Source organism: Streptomyces sp. NPDC045021 (assembly GCF_056432645.1).
In genome coordinates this window covers 537020-553819 of sequence record NZ_JBWKIQ010000001.1, presented here as the reverse complement: position 1 = coordinate 553819, position 16800 = coordinate 537020, and the positions used below count along the sequence as shown (strand labels likewise).

Genomic DNA, 16800 nt, shown 5'->3' with positions numbered 1-16800 from the left:
ACCTTGAGATGAGCGAGTCCACCACCATCCGCTGGGAGCAGGACGGGAACGGCGACGGAATCGTCACCCTGATCCTCGATGACCCCAACCAGTCCGCCAACACCATGAACGCGGCCTTCGCCGACTCCCTGGACGCCGTCCTGGACCGGCTGGAGGCCGAGGCCGACACCGTACGCGGCGTCATCATCACCTCCGCCAAGAAGACCTTCTTCGCCGGCGGTGACCTGCGCGACCTGATCCGCGCCACGCCCGAGAACGCCGCCGACGTCTTCGCGGGCTCGATGCGCATCAAGGGCCGGCTGCGCCGCCTGGAGACCCTCGGCAAGCCGGTCGTCGCCGCGATCAACGGCGCCGCGCTCGGCGGCGGGTACGAGATCGCGCTCGCCTGCCACCACCGGATCGCCCTGGACGCCCCCGGCTCCAAGATCGGCCTGCCCGAGGTCACCCTCGGGCTGCTGCCCGGCGGCGGCGGAGTGGTGCGCACCGTGCGGCTGCTCGGGATCGCCGACGCGCTGCTCAAGGTGCTGCTGCAGGGCCGGCAGTACGCCCCGCGGCAGGCGCTGGAGTCCGGCCTCATCCACGAGGTCGCCACCGACCGCGAGGAGATGCTGGCCGGGGCGCGCGCGTTCATCGACGCGAACCCGCAGGTCCAGCAGCCCTGGGACGTCAAGGGGTACAAGATCCCCGGCGGCACCCCGAAGAGCCCGGCGTTCGCGGCGAACCTGCCGGCCTTCCCGTCCAACCTGCGCAAGCAGCTGGCCGGCGCCCCGTACCCGGCGCCGCGCAACATCCTGGCCGCGGCCGTCGAGGGCGCCCAGGTCGACATCGACACCGCGCTGGCGATCGAGGGCCGGTACTTCACCGAACTGGCCTGCGGCCCGATCTCGAAGAACATGATCCAGGCGTTCTTCTTCGATCTGCAGGCCGTCAACTCCGGTGCCAACCGCCCGCAGGGCATCGACCCGCGCCCGGTCACCAAGGTCGCCGTGCTCGGCGCCGGGATGATGGGCGCCGGCATCGCCTACTCCTGCGCCAAGGCGGGCATTCAGGTCGTCCTGAAGGACGTGTCCGCCGAGGCCGCCGAGCGCGGCAAGGCGTACTCGGCCGCCATCCTGGACAAGGCCCTCGCCCGGGGTCGCACCACCCAGGCCAAGCGCGACGAGCTGCTCGGCCGCATCAGGGCGACCGGTGACCCGCGGGACCTCGCGGGCTGCGACGCCGTCATCGAGGCGGTCTTCGAGGACCCGTCGCTCAAGCACAAGGTCTTCCAGGAGATCGAGGACGTCATCGCCCCCGACGCCCTGCTCTGCTCCAACACCTCGACGTTGCCGATCTCGCTGCTCGCCGAAGGCGTCAAGCGGCGGCAGGACTTCATCGGGCTGCACTTCTTCTCGCCCGTCGACAAGATGCCGCTGGTGGAGATCATCAAGGGCGAGCACACCAGCGAGGAGGCGCTGGCCCGCGCCTTCGACCTGGTGCGGCAGATCCGCAAGACCCCGATCGTCGTCAACGACTCGCGCGGCTTCTTCACCTCGCGCGTCATCGGGCACTTCATCAACGAGGGCGTCGCGATGGTCGGCGAGGGACTGGACCCGTCCTCCGTCGAGCAGGCCGCCGCTCAGGCCGGTTACCCGGCGAAGGTGCTCTCGCTCCTGGACGAGCTGACGCTCACCCTGCCGCGCAAGATCCGCGCGGAGTCCCGGCGTGCCATCGAGGCCGAGGGCGGCACCTGGCAGACCCACCCGGCCGACCGGGTCATGGACCGGCTGATCGACGACTTCGGCCGCACCGGTCGCAGCGGCGGCGCCGGGTTCTACGACTACGAGGACGGCAGGCGGACCCGGCTGTGGCCCGGCCTGCGCGAGCACTTCAGCAAGCCCGACGCGCGGATCCCGTTCCGGGACATGCAGGAGCGGATGCTCTTCTCCGAGGCCCTGGACACCGTCCGGCTCCTCGAAGAAGGCGTTCTGACCTCGGTGGCCGACGCCAACATCGGCTCGATCATGGGCATCGGCTTCCCCGCCTGGACCGGCGGCGTCCTGCAGTACATCAACGGCTACGAGGGCGGGCTGCCCGGCTTCGTGGCCCGCGCCGGCGAGCTGACGGCCGCGTACGGCGAGCGCTTCACCCCGCCCGCCCTGCTGGTGGAGAAGGCGGAGAAGGGCGAGACCTTCAGCGACAACTGACGGTTGCCGACAGGCGGCAGCTGTCGGCGTACGGGCTTCGGCCTCAGTCCCGCGCGGACGAGGTCGAAGCCCGCAGCTCCTCCGCCAGCGACCGTTGAAAGGCCGTCACCAGCGCCTGGACCAGCGCCGGTTGGATGTACTCGGTGAGCGCACGCATCCGGGCGGTCTCCTCCGGGCTCGGGTCGCCGTCCAGATAGGGCTGCCACACCTGCTCGCGGAAGAGCTTCTGCAGCTCGTGGGCGACGGCCCGGGTGTGCTTCAGCACGATCTCGCGGGTGGCGAGCACCGTCTCCAGCGGGATCGGCACGTCCAGCAGCCGCACCCCCAGGTGCAGCATCGCCGGATTGACGAGGAAGATCTCCGGGCGGTCGGTGCGGTCGAGCACGCCCATCGCCGACAGCCGGTCCACGTCGTGATCGGTCAGCTCCCGGCCCGCCCGCCGCTCCAGCTGCGCGCGCGGCGTCTCCTCGGCGGAGTCCGGCACCCAGGCGGCGACCAGCGCCCGGTGCATCGCCAGATCCTCCGCCGTGATGTCGGCCGGCAGCTGCAGGAGATAGCGCTCGATGGCGGCCAACGTCAGCCCCTGGTGCTGCAGTTCCTCGATCAGCGACAACCGGGCCAGGTGCTCGGGCCCGTAGAGCCCCACCCGCCGCGGACCCAGCACGGGCGGCGGAAGCAAGCCCTTGCTGCTGTAGAAACGAAGCGTACGGACGGTGACTCCGGCCCGCGCCGCCAGTTCGTCGACGGTGAGGCCGGCCGGCTGGATCAGGGACTGCGTCATGCGCTGCGCCTCGCTTCCGTCGGTACGCCGGTGCCGCCCCGGTCGATGCGGCGATCGTGCTCAACAGTATTGCTGTCTCAGCGATGGTGTGAAAGCTTGCGGTTCCCGTACCCCGCCAGGTTCCAGGAGACCGGCCGCCAGGCCGGCCAGGAGGCCGTCATGCCCACGATCCTGCGACTCCCCGCCGAACCGTCCGAGCTCACCCTCCCCGCGCTGCTGCTGCGCAACGCCGAGGACCACGGGGACCTCCCCGCGCTGTCCTGGCGTACCGCCGACGGATCCGGCTGGACCACCCTCACGTGGTCCGATGTCCGCCGCAAGGTGGCCGTCCTCGCCTCCGGCTACGCCGCGATCGGCGTGGAGCGCGGCGAGCACGTCCTGCTGATGATGGGCAACCGGCCCGAGCACTGGCTCTCCGACCTCGCCCTGGTCCACCTGGGCGCCGTGCCGGTCTCCGTCTACGGCACGGCCGCGCCCGAGCAGATCGCCCATATCGCCCGGCACAGCAGGGCCCGGCTGGTGGTCGTGGAATCGGCGCGGGAGGCCGCCCGGTGGGAGCCGCTCGTCGACGACCCGCAGACCCGGCTGCGCCGGCTCGTCGTGGTGGAACCGGGCGAGGCGGGGCCGCACGTCGCGTACTCCTCCATCGCCGCGCAGGGCGTCCGGCTGTACGACGCCGAAGCCTTCGACAAGGGCTGGCGCGCGGTGGGTGCGGCCGACCCGCTCACCGTCGTCTACACCTCCGGAACCACCGGCGACCCCAAGGGCGTCGTGATCTCGCACCGCAACGTGCTGCTCAACGGCATCGCGCTGGACCGCGTCGCGGACTTCCCCGGCCACGCCGCGCACATCTGCTACCTGCCCTTCGCCCACATAGCCGAGCGCATGCTCGGCATCTATCTGCCGGTCTTCCGGGCCGCGCACGTCCACCTCTGCGCCGATCCGCTGGCCGTCGCCGCGACCGCCAGGGAACTGCACCCGGTGCAGTTCTTCGGCGTGCCCCGGGTCTGGGAGAAGCTCACCTCCGCCGTGCGAACCGCGCTCGGTCTGCTGCCCGAGGAGCGGCGCGTGGCCTTCGACGCCGCCGCGGAGACCGCGCGAGCCGTGGTGAAGTGCCGCGAGCGCGGCGAGCAGCCGCCGGCCGCCCTGGCCGCGGCCTACGCCGAGGCGAAGGCCGGGGTGCTCGACCCGGTGCTGGCTCTGGCCGGCTTCGAACGGCTGGTCTGGACGGCGAGCGCCGCCGCGCCGATGCCCGTGGACATCCTGGAGTTCTGGGCCGGCTTCGGCCTCGTCATCGTCGACGCCTGGGGCCTGACGGAGACGACCGGCGTGGCCACCACCAACAGCCCCGGCGGCTTCCGGTTCGGCTCCGTCGGACGCCCGCTGGACGGGGTGGAGATACAGACTGCCGAGGACGGCGAGATCCTGGTGCGCGGACCGATCGTCTGCGACGGCTATCTGCGGCCGGACGGCACGGTGCTCTCCGCCACCGACGCCGACGGATGGTTCCCCACCGGGGACGTCGGCCGGATCGACGAGGACGGCTATCTGTGGATCACCGACCGCAAGAAGGAGATCATCGTGCTCTCCTCGGGCAAGAACGTGGCCCCTGCGGCGGTCGAGAACGCGCTGAAGGAGCACCCGCTGATCGGCCAGGCCCTCGTGCACGGCGACGGCCGCCCCTACCTCGTCGCGCTGCTCGTTCTCGACCCCGAGCCGGCCGCCGCCTGGGCCGGCCGCGAGGGCCCGGAGTTGCTGCGCGCCGAGATCGCCCGCGCGGTCGCCAGCGCCAACGCGCGGCTCAGCCGTCCGGAGCAGATCAAGCGCTACCACCTGCTCACCGAGGAGTGGGGACCGGCCACCGGAGAGCTCACACCGTCGCTGAAGCTGAAGCGCCGGGTGATCCGCAGTACGTACGCTGAGGAGATCGATTCCCTGTACGAGGGGTAGGACCCGTGCACCACCGACTCCTGCGCGCGGCGCTCTGCGCGCTGCTCCTCGTGACCGCGTGCGGGGCCGGCCGGCCCTCCGCGTCCCCGCCCGCGGACAGCCCCTCCGGTGTCGGTGATCCGCTGTTCCCGCTGGCGGGCAACGGCGGCTACGACGTCTCCCACTACGGGCTCGTCCTGGAGTACGACCCCGGCACCCGGCTGCTGCGCGGCACCGCGCGGATCACCGCGCGGGCCACCCGGGCGCTGACGACCTTCAACCTGGACCTGTCGGGACTGGAGGTCGGCAAGGTCACCGTTGACGGGGCCGGGGCCAAGAACTCCCGCGCCGGGACCGAACTGACCGTGCGGCCCGCCCACGCCGTCGTCGCGGGCGCGGAGTTCACCGCCGTCGTCGAGTACTCCGGCGTCCCCGGCACCATCCAGGACGCCGACGGCTCGCACGAGGGCTGGGTCCCCACCGACGACGGCGCGCTCGGCCTGGGCGAACCGGTCGGTTCGATGGCGTGGTTCCCCGGCAACAACCACCCCTCGGACAAGGCCGCCTACGACATCACGGTGACCGTGCCGGAAGGCCTGACCGCGGTGTCCAACGGCGAGCTCACCGACACCCGCACCTCGGGCGGCCGGTCCACCTTCCAGTGGCACAGCGCCGAGCCGATGGCGAGCTATCTGGCGACCGTCGCCATCGGGAAGTTCCAGGTGACCCGGTCGACCACGGCCTCGGGACTGCCGGTCTACGTGGCTGTCGACCCCCGCGAGGCGGGCGAGGACCGCTCCGGCGTGCTGCGCAGGATCCCGGAGATCGTGGACTGGGAGAGCGGGCTCTTCGGCCCGTACCCCCTCTCGTCCACCGGCGCCGTCGTCGACCGCGTCGACCGGGACATCGTCGACTACGCCCTGGAGACCCAGACGAAGCCGGTGTTCCCAGGCGACAGCAAGGGCACGACGCTGGACGAACCGACCCTGGTCCACGAACTGGCGCACCAGTGGTTCGGCGACTCCGTCACGCCCCGCACCTGGCGGCACATGTGGCTCAACGAGGGCTTCGCCACCTACGCCGAGTGGCTGTGGGACGAGCAGCACGGCGGGCAGAGCGCCCAGCAGCACTTCGACGCCGCCTACCAGGACGACACCCAGTGGGCGTTCCCGGCCGCCGACCCCGGAAAGCCGGAGAACGTCTCCGACGCCCCGGTCTACGGCCGCGGCGCGATGGTCCTGCACAAGGTGCGGCAGGCGGTGGGCGACGCGCGGTTCTTCGCCATCCTGCGTGGCTGGGCCGCCGGGCACCGGGGCGGGAACGTCGACTCCGCCGAGTTCATGGCGTGGTGCGAGAAGCAGTCCGGCAAGGACCTCTGGGGCCTGTTCGCCGCCTGGCTGTACGGCGACGGCCGCCCCAAGGCGCCCTAGGAGGCAGGGGTTGCGCCGCGCAGCGGGGCGCCGACCTCGTGCATGTGGCTGAGTGCCTGGGCGTACGAGTCGAGCAGCCCGGTCTCGGTGTAGCGGACGCCCAGCCGGTCGCAGTGCTCGCGGACCAGTGGCTGGGTGAGGCGCAGGTGCGGGCGGGGCATGTTCGGGAAGAGGTGGTGCTCGATCTGGTAGTTGAGCCCGCCGAGGAACCAGTCGGTGACCAGCCCGCCGCGTACGTTGCGGGAGGTGAGGACCTGGCGGCGCAGGTGGCCCCAGCGCGATCCCGGCTCCGGCATCTCCATGCCCTTGTGGTTCGGCGCGAAGGCGGAGCCCAGGTGCAGGCCGAACAGTGCGTGGTGCAGCAACGCGAAGGCGATGGCCTGTCCGACGGGCATCGCGATCAGCAACAGGGAGAGGTAGCCGAGGAGATGGGCGGTGAGTAGTGCGCCTTCGACGCCGCGCTCGCGGGCCGGGCGGCTCTTCAGGCTCTGGAAGCTGGAGACCTTCAGCGCGATGCCTTCCAGCAGCAGCATCGGGAAGAACAGCCGCGCCTGGTGCCGGGTGAGGAAGCGTGCGAAGCCCTGCCGTTCGACGGCCTGGGCCCGTGTCCAGACCAGCGCGCCCACCTCGACGTCCGGGTCCTTCTCGATGTGGTTGGGGTTGGCATGGTGGCGGTTGTGCTTGTCGTTCCACCATCCGTAGCTCATACCGAGCAGCAGATTCGCGTGCACCAGACCGATGAGCCGGTTGCGGTCCCGGCTGCGGGCTATCTGCTGGTGTCCGGCGTCATGTCCGAAGAAGGCGGTACGGGCGCCGAAGACCGCGGCCGGCAGGGCGAGGAGCAGCACCAGCCAGGAGCCGCCGAGCATCAGCACCCCGCCCCATATGCAGCCCAGTGCGGCCAGGTTCAGGGCGATCGCGGCGGCGTAGTACCCGGGCCTGCGTTTGAAGAGCCCGCGCTCCTTGACCTCCCGCAGCAAGGGGGCGAAATCGCTGCCCGCCGGACAGTCGGCGTCGTCGGAGGCGGCGGTGACAGGGGCTGCGAGAATGCTGACGGGGGGCATTGGTGCTCCTCGATGCTGGCGTGCGGAATCCGTACGTCGAACGTACGGATCAGCGGCCCGGAGCAGCCATGGCGGCATCACCCCAACCGCTGGGGTGCCAAGCCCCCGGATATTCGGGGGCTAGCCCCCGCACGGTCCTGTAAGTATGGGCTGCGTGAATGCAACAACCGACCACGCCGCCGAGTGGGAGACAGCCCCCCTGGCGCCAGGCCATCCCGAGGCATCCGCCCTGCTGCGGCAGTACTACGTCGAACTGGTCGCCCGGTACTACGACCGGCCGGCGACCGACGAGGAAGTGGACCAGGTCCTGCTGGAGGAACCCAGCGACGATCTGGTCCTCCCCACCGGTTACTTCCTGGTCGCACGCCGTGACGGTGTGCCGCTGGGCTGCCTGGGCGTCCGGGTGCTGGACCGGGACACCGCGGAACTGACGCGGATGTTCGTGCACGCCGACGCCCGGGGCCAGGGCGTCGCGAGCCGGCTGATCGCCGCCGCCGAGCAGGCCGCCCGCGACATCCTGGGCGTGGCCGTGCTGCGGCTCGACACCCGCAAGGACCTGATCGAGGCCCGCGCGCTGTACGCCCGGCACGGATACCGCGAGATCCCGCCGTACAACGACAGCCAGTACGCCGACCACTGGTTCGAGAAGAAGCTGGTCTGAGGCAACCGCGCACTTCCCCGAGCCGTTCACCACACCGTGGGCGCACGCGGGAGCCGGGCCGGCGCGGGCATAATGCACGCAGAAGTCCAGCGGAGAGAGCAGGTTCAGCATCGTGACGATGTCTGTTGCAGGGTCGGTCGGGCCGTCGGTCGAGCGCAGGATCGCCGAGGAACTCGGGGTACGGCAGGCACAGGTGCAGGCGGCCGTCGACCTGCTCGACGGCGGCGCCACCGTGCCGTTCATCGCCCGCTACCGCAAGGAAGCCACCGGCACGCTCGACGACGCGCAGCTGCGCACCCTGGAGGAGCGGCTGCGCTACCTGCGGGAGCTGGACGAGCGCCGGGCCGCGATCCTGGAGTCCATCGAGTCGCAGGGCAAGTTGGACGACGCGCTGAAGGCGCAGATCCTGGCCGCCGACTCCAAGGCGCGGCTGGAGGACATCTACCTGCCCTTCAAGACCAAGCGGCGCACCAAGGCGCAGATCGCCCGGGAGGCCGGCCTGGAGCCGCTGGCGGACGCGCTGCTGGCCGACCCCGGCCTCGACCCGCAGGCGGTGGCCGCCGGCTACACCGACGCGGAGAAGGGCGTCGAGGACGCGGCCGCCGCGCTGGAAGGGGCCCGCTCCATCCTCACCGAACGGTTCTCCGAGGACGCCGACCTGGTCGGCGAACTGCGCACCCGGATGTGGTCCAGGGGCCGCCTGGTGGCGAAGGTGCGCGAGGGACGGGAGGAGGCCGGCGCCAAGTTCTCCGACTACTTCGACTTCACCGAGCCGTTCGCCAAGCTCCCCTCGCACCGCGTGCTGGCCATGCTGCGCGGCGAGAAGGAGGAGGTCCTCGACCTCACCCTGGAGCCCGAGGAGCCGAGCGAGGGCCCCAGCAGCTACGAGCGCAGCATCTCGCACCACTTCGGCATCGCCGACCGGGGACGGCCCGGTGACCGCTGGATGGCGGACACCGTGCGCTGGGCCTGGCGCACCCGCTTCCTGGTCCGGCTCGGCATCGACCTGCGCGGACAGCTGCGCCAGGGCGCCGAGGACGAGGCCGTCCGGGTCTTCGCCTCCAACCTGCGCGACCTGCTGCTCGCCGCACCGGCCGGCACCCGGGCCACCATGGGGCTCGACCCCGGTTTCCGTACCGGTGTCAAGGTCGCCGTCGTGGACGCCACCGGCAAGGTCACCGCCCACGAGACGATCTACCCGCACGTGCCGCGCAACAAGTGGGACGAGTCGGTCGCCACCCTCGCCGAGCTCGCCCGCGAGCACTCCGTGGACCTGATCGCGATCGGCAACGGAACGGCGTCGCGCGAGACCGACAAGCTCGCCGCCGACCTGATCCGGCTGCACCCGGACCTGAAGCTGACCAAGGCCGTGGTCTCCGAGGCCGGCGCGTCCGTCTACTCCGCATCTGCCTACGCCTCCGCCGAACTGCCGGAGCTGGACGTCTCCATCCGCGGCGCCGTCTCCATCGCCCGGCGCCTGCAGGATCCGCTGGCCGAACTCGTCAAGATCGATCCCAAGTCGATCGGCGTCGGCCAGTACCAGCACGACCTGTCCGAGCTGAAGCTGTCGCGCTCGCTGGACGCGGTCGTCGAGGACTGCGTGAACGGTGTCGGGGTCGACGTCAACACCGCCTCCGCGCCGCTGCTGCGCCGGGTCTCGGGCATCACCGAGGGTCTGGCGGGCAATATCGTCGCCCACCGCGACGCCAACGGGCCCTTCCGGTCCCGCAAGGCGCTCAAGGACGTCGCGCGGCTCGGCCCGAAGGCGTACGAGCAGTGCGCGGGCTTCCTGCGGATCCCCGGCGGTGACGACCCGCTGGACTCCTCCAGCGTGCACCCCGAGGCGTACCCGGTGGTGCGGCGGATCAGCGCCACGGCTAAGACCGACATCCCGTCGCTGATCGGCAACGGCACCGTGCTGCGCGCCCTGAAGCCGCAGGACTTCGTCGACGACTCCTTCGGGCTGCCGACCGTCACCGACATCCTCGCCGAGCTGGAGAAGCCGGGCCGCGACCCGCGCCCCGCCTTCAAGACCGCCACCTTCAAGGACGGCGTCGAGGAGATGAAGGACCTTCAGCCCGGCATGCTGCTGGAGGGTGTGGTCACCAACGTCGCCGCCTTCGGCGCCTTCGTCGACGTCGGCGTCCACCAGGACGGCCTGGTGCACGTCTCGGCGATGTCCCAGAAGTTCGTCTCGGACCCGCGCGAGGTCGTCAAGCCCGGTGACATCGTGCGGGTGAAGGTCCTGGAGGTCGACATCCCGCGCATGCGCATCTCGCTGACGCTGCGGCTGGAGGACGAGGCCACCCCGCGCGGTCCGCGGGACGACCAGCGTCCGGCGGGCGGTGGCGGTGGTGGCGAGCGCCGGGGTGGCCCGCCGCGCCAGGCCCGGGGCGGCCAGGGCGGCCGGGGTGGCCGCGACGACCGTGGTGACCGCCGCGGCGGTGGTTCGGCGGCCCCGGCCCCCGGCGGCGCCATGGCCGACGCGCTGCGCCGCGCGGGCCTGGACAAGGGCAACGGCGGACGCTGACCCATCGTCGCATTTCTACGGCCGGCGCGGGCGCGCCGGCCGTAGAGTGGGCTCCCGCCGGTGCCGGGAACCAGGGGGTAAGCCGTGGGACGCTACGACCACTTACGCGAGATCCGCCGGCTCGATCCGGAGCGGGACTTCCTGCGCATCTACCGGATCTCCGCGACCCTCGAATTCCCCTGGGACTTCGCACGTGCCCTGGAACTCGCCCTCTACCGCACCTACGCCGTCCCCAGCATCGGGCGACTGCTCTCGGAGACCGCGGAGCTGACGGACCGTTCGCAGAAGCGCTACGACGACACCGCGCTGCTGCTCGATGCCGTCGTCGAGCACGGCTTCGCGAGCGAGAACGGCCGCACCGCGATCCGCCGCATCAACCAGATGCACGGGCGCTACGACATCAGCAACGACGATCTGCGGTACGTGCTGTGCACGTTCGTCGTCATGCCGAAGCGCTGGCTCGACGCGTACGGCTGGCGCCGGTTGTCGCAGCACGAGCTGCGCGCCACGGCCGCGTACTACCGCACCCTCGGCGCACAGATGGGGATCAGGGAAGTCCCGCGCACCTTCGAGGAGTTCGAGTCGCTCCTCGACGCCTACGAGCCGGCGCACTTCGGCTGGGACGAGGGCGGCCGCAAGGTCTCCGACGCGACCTTGGACCTGATGGCGTCCTGGTACCCGGCCCCGCTCGCCCCGCTGGCCCGCGCCGGTGCCCGCGCGCTCTTGGACGACTCGCTGCTGCGCGCCTTCCGCTACCCGGCGCCGTCCCCTGCCGGCAGGGCCGCGGTGCGCGGGGCGCTGCGGCTGCGGGGCCGCGCGGTCCGGCTGCTGCCGCCGCGCCGCACCCCGCACTACGCGCGCCAGAACCCGGAGATCAAGGGGTACCGGGACGGCTTCGACCTCGCGGAACTGGGCACCTTCGGGCCGGGCGGCTGTCCGGTGCCGCACAGCGTGCCGCCCGACCCGGCACCGCCCAATCAGGTGCCGCGCGACTGACGGCCGGGAAGCCGGGAAGCCGGATAGCCTGCCCTCGAGCAGCCGTTCCGGCCGCGGCGGTTCCCGGTGATCGCCTGGTGCGCGCTGCTGGGCCTGACGATCGCCGGGTCGCTCATCGTCATGCCGGCGGCCTGACCACCACGCGGCTTCGACGCCCGTCACTGCACAACCGCACCATCCGAACCGGAAGTTGTCTCGTATCCCTCTTCTGTCATGGCGGGTACAACCGCTACGGTCCGCCCGTGCTCATACATGCGCGGGGAACCCGCACCCAATGGATATCCGCCGTGGTGGCAGTACTCGCCGCCCTGGCCGCCGTACTCACCGCACCCACCGTCGCCAACGCGAACGGCCGGGACGCGGGGACGGTACGGCAAGGACTGAGCCAACCCGACTATTCCTATGCCGACGCCATCCGCGAATCGGTATGGGTGGACACCGGACTCGACGGCGACGCGGACGGCAAGGCCGACCGCGTCGCCGTCGACATCGTGCGGCCCAGTGAACCCGCCAAGGCCGGCCGGAAGATCCCGGTGATCATGGATGCCAGCCCCTACTACTCCTGCTGCGGACGCGGCAACGAGAGCCAGTTGAAGACGTACGACGCCAACGGCCACATCGTCCAGGCGCCACTGTTCTACGACAACTACTTCGTGCCGCGCGGCTACGCCGCCGTCCTGGTCGACCTGGCGGGCACCAACCGGTCCGACGGCTGTGTCGATGTCGGCGGGCGGTCCGACATCCAGTCCGCCAAGGCGGTCGTCGACTGGCTGAACGGCCGCGCCAAGGGCTACAGCGCCCGCGCCGGAGGCCAGTCGGTCACGGCGAGCTGGACCACCGGCGCCGTCGGGATGATCGGCAAGAGCTGGGACGGCACCATCGCCAACGGCGTCGCCGCCACCGGAGTACGCGGTCTGAAGACCATCGTGCCGATCAGCGCGATCAGCTCCTGGTACGACTACTACTTCCACCAGGGCGCTCCGCTCCAGGACGGCCCCGAGTGGCTGTCGGACGCCGTCGAGAGCCCGGACGCCCAGGCGCACTGCGCCGCGCAGCAGCAGAAGATCATCGCCGGCTCGCCGCGGACCGGTGACTGGACCCCGTTCTGGACCGAGCGCGACTACGTCAAGGACGCGGACAACGTCCGCGCCAGCGTCTTCGCCGTCCAGGGCATGCAGGACCTCAACGTCCGGACGAAGAACTTCGGTCAGTGGTGGGACGCGATCGCCGCCAACGGCGTCGAGCGCAAGGTCTGGCTGTCGCAGACCGGACACGTCGACCCGTTCGACACCCGTCGCACCGCCTGGGTGCCCACCCTGCAGCGCTGGTTCGACCACTACCTGCTGGGCGTGCGCAACGGCATCGAGCGCGAGCCGATGGCCGACATCGAGCGCACCCCCGACCACTGGACCACCGACCGTGTCTGGCCGCCGGTCGCGACCGTCGACACCCGGCTGAACCTGCGCGCCGGCACCACGCCCGGCGTCGGCACCCTCGGCACGAAGCCCGCCGCCCACGGCACCACCGCGTCGTTCACCGACGACCCGGCGCTGTGGGAGGAGGACTGGGCTGCCCAGCCCGACGCCGCCAACCCCGCCAGGACGGCCTTCACCACCGGGGTCCTCACCAAGGACCTGCGGCTGTCCGGCAGCGGCACGGTCACCGTCACCGCGACCTCCTCCACCACCAGCGCGCACCTGTCGGCGGTGCTGGTCGACCTCGGCCCGGCGACCATCCGTGACTTCCTGGGAGCGGGCGAGGGCATCAAGACCCTCGCCACCCGTTCCTGCTTCGGTGAGAGCACGCCCGGTGACAGCGCCTGCTTCCTCGACACGGCGGCGAACACCACCACCGTGGACCACACCGTGTTCAGCCGCGGCTGGGCCGACCTCGGCCACTACGCCTCCCTCGAGCACGGCGTGCCGCTGACCCCGGGCAAGCCGTACACGATGACCCTGAAGCTGGCCGCCACCGACCATGTGGTCCCGGCCGGGCACCGCCTCGCCGTGATCGTCGCGGGTACCGACGGCGGGCTGATCCTGCCTGCCGACACCACCCCGAAGGTCACTGTCGACCTGGCCCGTTCCGGGGTGAACCTGCCGCTCGTCGGCGGCTACGGCGCTCTGCACACCTCCACCGCAGCGGTCACCCCGCAGGCCCGGGGGCTGCGCGCTCCCGCCGCCCAGCGCCCGTTCTTCGACCGGCTCCCGGCCGCGGCACGGCTGGGCTGACCCGAACGGTCCCCGTCCCGGTCCGACCCGGCCGGGACGGGGAATCGTGTCATGGCGGGCACCGGGCTCCTCGTAGACTGCCCGGATGACTGCTGCTGCCCTCGACGAGACGTCCGAGACGAGCGACGCGCTGCGCGTCCTGCACCGCGTGTTCGGCTACGGGTCGTTCAGAGGCGCTCAGCAGGAGATCATCGATCATGTGGTCGCCGGCGGTGACGCCCTCGTCCTCATGCCGACCGGTGGCGGCAAGTCGCTCTGCTACCAGATCCCCGCGCTGGTGCGCGACGGCGTCGGGGTCGTCATCTCACCCCTGATCGCCCTCATGCAGGACCAGGTCGACGCGCTCACCGCCCTCGGCGTGCGGGCCGGCTTCCTGAACTCCACGCAGGACATGGACGAGCGCCGGTCGGTCGAGGCGGCCTTCCTCTCCGGCGAGCTGGACCTGCTCTACCTGGCGCCCGAGCGGCTGCGCTCCGAGGCGACGCTGCGGCTGCTGGACCGCGGCACGATCTCGCTGTTCGCGATCGACGAGGCGCACTGCGTCGCCCAGTGGGGCCACGACTTCCGGCCCGACTACCTCATGCTGTCCGCGCTGCACGAGCGCTGGCCGAAGGTGCCCCGTATCGCGCTGACCGCGACGGCGACCGAGGCCACCCACGGCGAGATCGCGTCCCGGCTGAACCTCAAGGACGCCCGGCACTTCGTGGCGAGCTTCGACCGCCCGAACATCCAGTACCGGATCGCCCCGAAGGACGACCCGAAGAAGCAGCTGCTGGAGCTGCTGCGCACCGAACACCCCGGCGACGCGGGCGTCGTGTACTGCCTGTCGCGCGCGTCGGTGGAGAAGACCGCCGAGTTCCTGGTGGGCAAGGGCATCGACGCGGTGCCGTACCACGCCGGTCTCGACTCGCGGGTGCGGGCGGCGAACCAGTCGCGGTTCCTGCGCGAGGACGGAGTGGTCGTCGTGGCGACCATCGCGTTCGGCATGGGCATCGACAAGCCGGACGTGCGCTTCGTCGCCCACCTGGACCTGCCCAAGTCCGTCGAGGGCTACTACCAGGAGACCGGCCGCGCCGGGCGTGACGGCCTGCCGTCGACCGCCTGGCTCGCGTACGGCCTCCAGGACGTCGTGCAGCAGCGCAAGATGATCGAGACATCCGAGGGCGACGAGGCGCACCGCCGCCGGCTGGGCACGCACCTCGAAGCCATGCTGGCGCTGTGCGAGACGGTCGAGTGCCGCCGGGTGCGCCTGCTGGCCTACTTCGGCCAGCAGAGCACCGCGTGCGGGAACTGCGACACCTGCCTGACCCCGCCCGAGTCGTGGGACGGCACCATCCCGGCGCAGAAGCTGCTCTCGACGGTGCTGCGGCTGGAGCGCGAGCGGCACCAGAAGTTCGGCGCCGGCCAGATCATCGACATCCTGCTCGGCAAGAAGACGGCCAAGGTCATCCAGTTCGACCACGACACGCTGTCGGTGTTCGGCATCGGCACCGAGCTCGGGGTGGCCGGCTGGCGCGGTGTGGTCCGCCAGCTGCTGGCCCAGGGGCTGCTCGCCGTCGAGGGCGACTACGGCACGCTGGTGCTCACCGAGGCGAGCGGCGAGGTGCTGGGCCGCAAGCGGGAGGTGCTGCTGCGGCGCGAGCCGGAGAAGGCCGCCCGCGCGGAGAAGTCGGCCAAGTCCCGCCGGGCCGCTCCCGTCGATCTGCCCGAGGCGCTGCTGCCGGTGTTCGAGCGGCTGCGCGCCTGGCGTGCGGCCAGTGCGAAGGAGCAGGGCGTCCCCGCGTACGTGATCTTCCACGATGCCACCCTGCGCGAGATCGCCACGGCCGCTCCGGCGGATCTGGCGGCGCTCGGCACCATCAGCGGGGTCGGTGAGAACAAGCTGGCGAAGTACGGTCAGCAGATCCTGGACACGCTCTCGGGCGTGGAGCGCGAGCCGGACTCACCGGAGGAGCCGGAGGGGTTCGCCGACGCGGTGGAGCCCGATGACGCGGAGGACCCGTCGGGGGAGCCCGACCCGGAGTTCTAGACCTGCCGACCGGCTCGCGCGGACCGGACCGCGCCCACGAGGGCGAGCCCCCACAGGACGAGGCTCGGCCACAGCAGCACGCGCCCGGCGGTCCCGGCCGCCGGGACGTCCGCCGCGGCGGCGACGGCGAGACAGGCCGCCGCCGTCATCCCGATCGGGAAGACCGTCGACCAGCGGCGGACGTCGTAGGTCAGGCGCGGCCACCGCACCTCGCCCACCAGCAGGACGGCGAACCAGCACAGGTCGAGCAGCAGCAGCACAAGGGTGAGCGTGCGCAGCGTCCCGTGCGCGTAAGTGGCCCAGTGCAGGGGTCCGTTCGCGGCGGACGCGGTGACGAGTTTGGAGCCGGCGAGCGCGGAGATGGCCAGGGCGCCGCCGGCCACCCACTGATCGCCGCTGCCCGTCTTCAGCTGGCCGACGTCGAAGCGCGGGAGCACCGCGGCGTAGAGCAGCAGGCCGAGCACGAAGCACCCCAGGGTGACCCACAACAGCCAGGTCAGCCGCTCGGCGAGCGCGAGGGTTCCGGCCAGCACCGCGAGGCCCTCGGTGGCGACACAGACCAGGAAGCCCGCTCCCGGCAGTCGCGGTTTCCAGTGCCGCACGACCGACGGCAGGAGTACCGGCCACAGCACGGCGGCCACGATCAGCAGGGCCACGGCCCATCCCTGCCGGTTCTGCAGCGACAGCCGGGTGCCCAGCACGGTCGTGGCGGCGACCGCGGTCAGCGCGGCAGGCGTTTCGGCCTGCGCCCGCCACGTCCCGATGTCCAGCAGCAGCCGTTCGGCGAAGAGCGCCGCGAGCAGCAGCCAGACCGCGACCGCCAGGACGAGGAAGACCGCGGAGGCCGCGTCGTACCCGGTCAGCCGCAGGACGACGGAGATGATCGCGGTGGCCATCGCGGCCCCTCCGGCGGCGGGGGAGCGGCCGGTCCACCAGTGCCGCGGCGTCACCCGGGCGAGCACG

Annotated in this window: 11 protein-coding genes; 8 read left to right on the top strand and 3 right to left on the bottom strand. The window is 71.6% G+C overall.

The window, feature by feature from the left end:
- The first annotated feature begins 8 nt into the window (after positions 1-8).
- The gene (locus tag AC07DC_RS02540) at positions 9-2186 is read left to right on the top strand and encodes a 3-hydroxyacyl-CoA dehydrogenase NAD-binding domain-containing protein (protein WP_478911121.1); all 2178 of its coding nucleotides are present in this window, start codon (positions 9-11) and stop codon (positions 2184-2186) included.
- 43 nt (positions 2187-2229) lie between these two features.
- Here the strand turns inward: AC07DC_RS02540 and AC07DC_RS02535 are convergent, their stop codons facing one another.
- Positions 2230-2967, bottom strand: coding sequence for a MerR family transcriptional regulator (locus tag AC07DC_RS02535; protein ID WP_478911120.1), 738 nt, complete (start codon positions 2965-2967; stop codon positions 2230-2232).
- A gap of 159 nt (positions 2968-3126) precedes the next feature.
- Here AC07DC_RS02535 and AC07DC_RS02530 point away from each other — a divergent pair, with 159 nt between their 5' ends.
- Entirely contained in the window at positions 3127-4917 is a 1791-nt protein-coding gene (locus AC07DC_RS02530) for an AMP-dependent synthetase/ligase (RefSeq protein ID WP_478911118.1), read from the top strand.
- Positions 4918-4922: 5 nt separating this feature from the next.
- Complete coding sequence (locus AC07DC_RS02525; RefSeq protein WP_478911116.1) at positions 4923-6326, top strand: M1 family metallopeptidase; 1404 nt, start codon at positions 4923-4925, stop codon at positions 6324-6326.
- Here AC07DC_RS02525 and AC07DC_RS02520 read toward each other — a convergent pair.
- Positions 6323-7390: an acyl-CoA desaturase gene (locus tag AC07DC_RS02520; protein WP_478911115.1), complete on the bottom strand. Its 1068-nt coding sequence runs from the start codon at positions 7388-7390 to the stop codon at positions 6323-6325. The two genes, AC07DC_RS02525 and AC07DC_RS02520, sit on opposite strands and share 4 nt — an antisense overlap.
- Positions 7391-7535: 145 nt before the next feature.
- Here AC07DC_RS02520 and AC07DC_RS02515 point away from each other — a divergent pair, with 145 nt between their 5' ends.
- The 5 genes from AC07DC_RS02515 (at position 7536) to recQ (ending at position 15837) form a co-directional block, all read left to right on the top strand.
- The gene (locus AC07DC_RS02515; RefSeq protein ID WP_478911113.1) at positions 7536-8051 is read left to right on the top strand and encodes a GNAT family N-acetyltransferase; all 516 of its coding nucleotides are present in this window, start codon (positions 7536-7538) and stop codon (positions 8049-8051) included.
- A gap of 118 nt (positions 8052-8169) precedes the next feature.
- Positions 8170-10581 carry a Tex family protein gene (locus AC07DC_RS02510; protein WP_478911111.1) on the top strand — a complete coding sequence of 804 codons (2412 nt, stop codon included), beginning with the start codon at positions 8170-8172 and terminating at the stop codon, positions 10579-10581.
- 84 nt (positions 10582-10665) lie between these two features.
- Positions 10666-11577 (top strand): oxygenase MpaB family protein, encoded by a 912-nt coding sequence (locus AC07DC_RS02505; protein WP_478911109.1) that lies wholly within the window; start codon positions 10666-10668, stop codon positions 11575-11577.
- 242 nt (positions 11578-11819) lie between these two features.
- Entirely contained in the window at positions 11820-13808 is a 1989-nt protein-coding gene (locus tag AC07DC_RS02500; RefSeq protein ID WP_478911107.1) for a Xaa-Pro dipeptidyl-peptidase, read from the top strand.
- An 85-nt stretch (positions 13809-13893) separates the two neighbouring features.
- Positions 13894-15837, top strand: a complete 1944-nt coding sequence (gene recQ / locus AC07DC_RS02495; protein WP_478911105.1) for a DNA helicase RecQ — start codon at positions 13894-13896, stop codon at positions 15835-15837.
- Here recQ and AC07DC_RS02490 read toward each other — a convergent pair.
- Positions 15834-16799, bottom strand: a complete 966-nt coding sequence (locus AC07DC_RS02490) for an SLAC1 family transporter (protein WP_478911103.1) — start codon at positions 16797-16799, stop codon at positions 15834-15836. The two genes, recQ and AC07DC_RS02490, sit on opposite strands and share 4 nt — an antisense overlap.
- Position 16800 lies beyond the last annotated feature (1 nt).

Coding starts and splice junctions, on each gene's coding strand:
- AC07DC_RS02540 (WP_478911121.1), top strand. CDS start 9: ATGAGCGAGTCCACCACCATCCGCTGGGAGCAGGACGGGAACGGCGAC.
- AC07DC_RS02535 (WP_478911120.1), bottom strand. CDS start 2,967: ATGACGCAGTCCCTGATCCAGCCGGCCGGCCTCACCGTCGACGAACTG.
- AC07DC_RS02530 (WP_478911118.1), top strand. CDS start 3,127: ATGCCCACGATCCTGCGACTCCCCGCCGAACCGTCCGAGCTCACCCTC.
- AC07DC_RS02520 (WP_478911115.1), bottom strand. CDS start 7,390: ATGCCCCCCGTCAGCATTCTCGCAGCCCCTGTCACCGCCGCCTCCGAC.
- AC07DC_RS02515 (WP_478911113.1), top strand. CDS start 7,536: ATGGGCTGCGTGAATGCAACAACCGACCACGCCGCCGAGTGGGAGACA.
- AC07DC_RS02510 (WP_478911111.1), top strand. CDS start 8,170: ATGTCTGTTGCAGGGTCGGTCGGGCCGTCGGTCGAGCGCAGGATCGCC.
- recQ (WP_478911105.1), top strand. CDS start 13,894: ATGACTGCTGCTGCCCTCGACGAGACGTCCGAGACGAGCGACGCGCTG.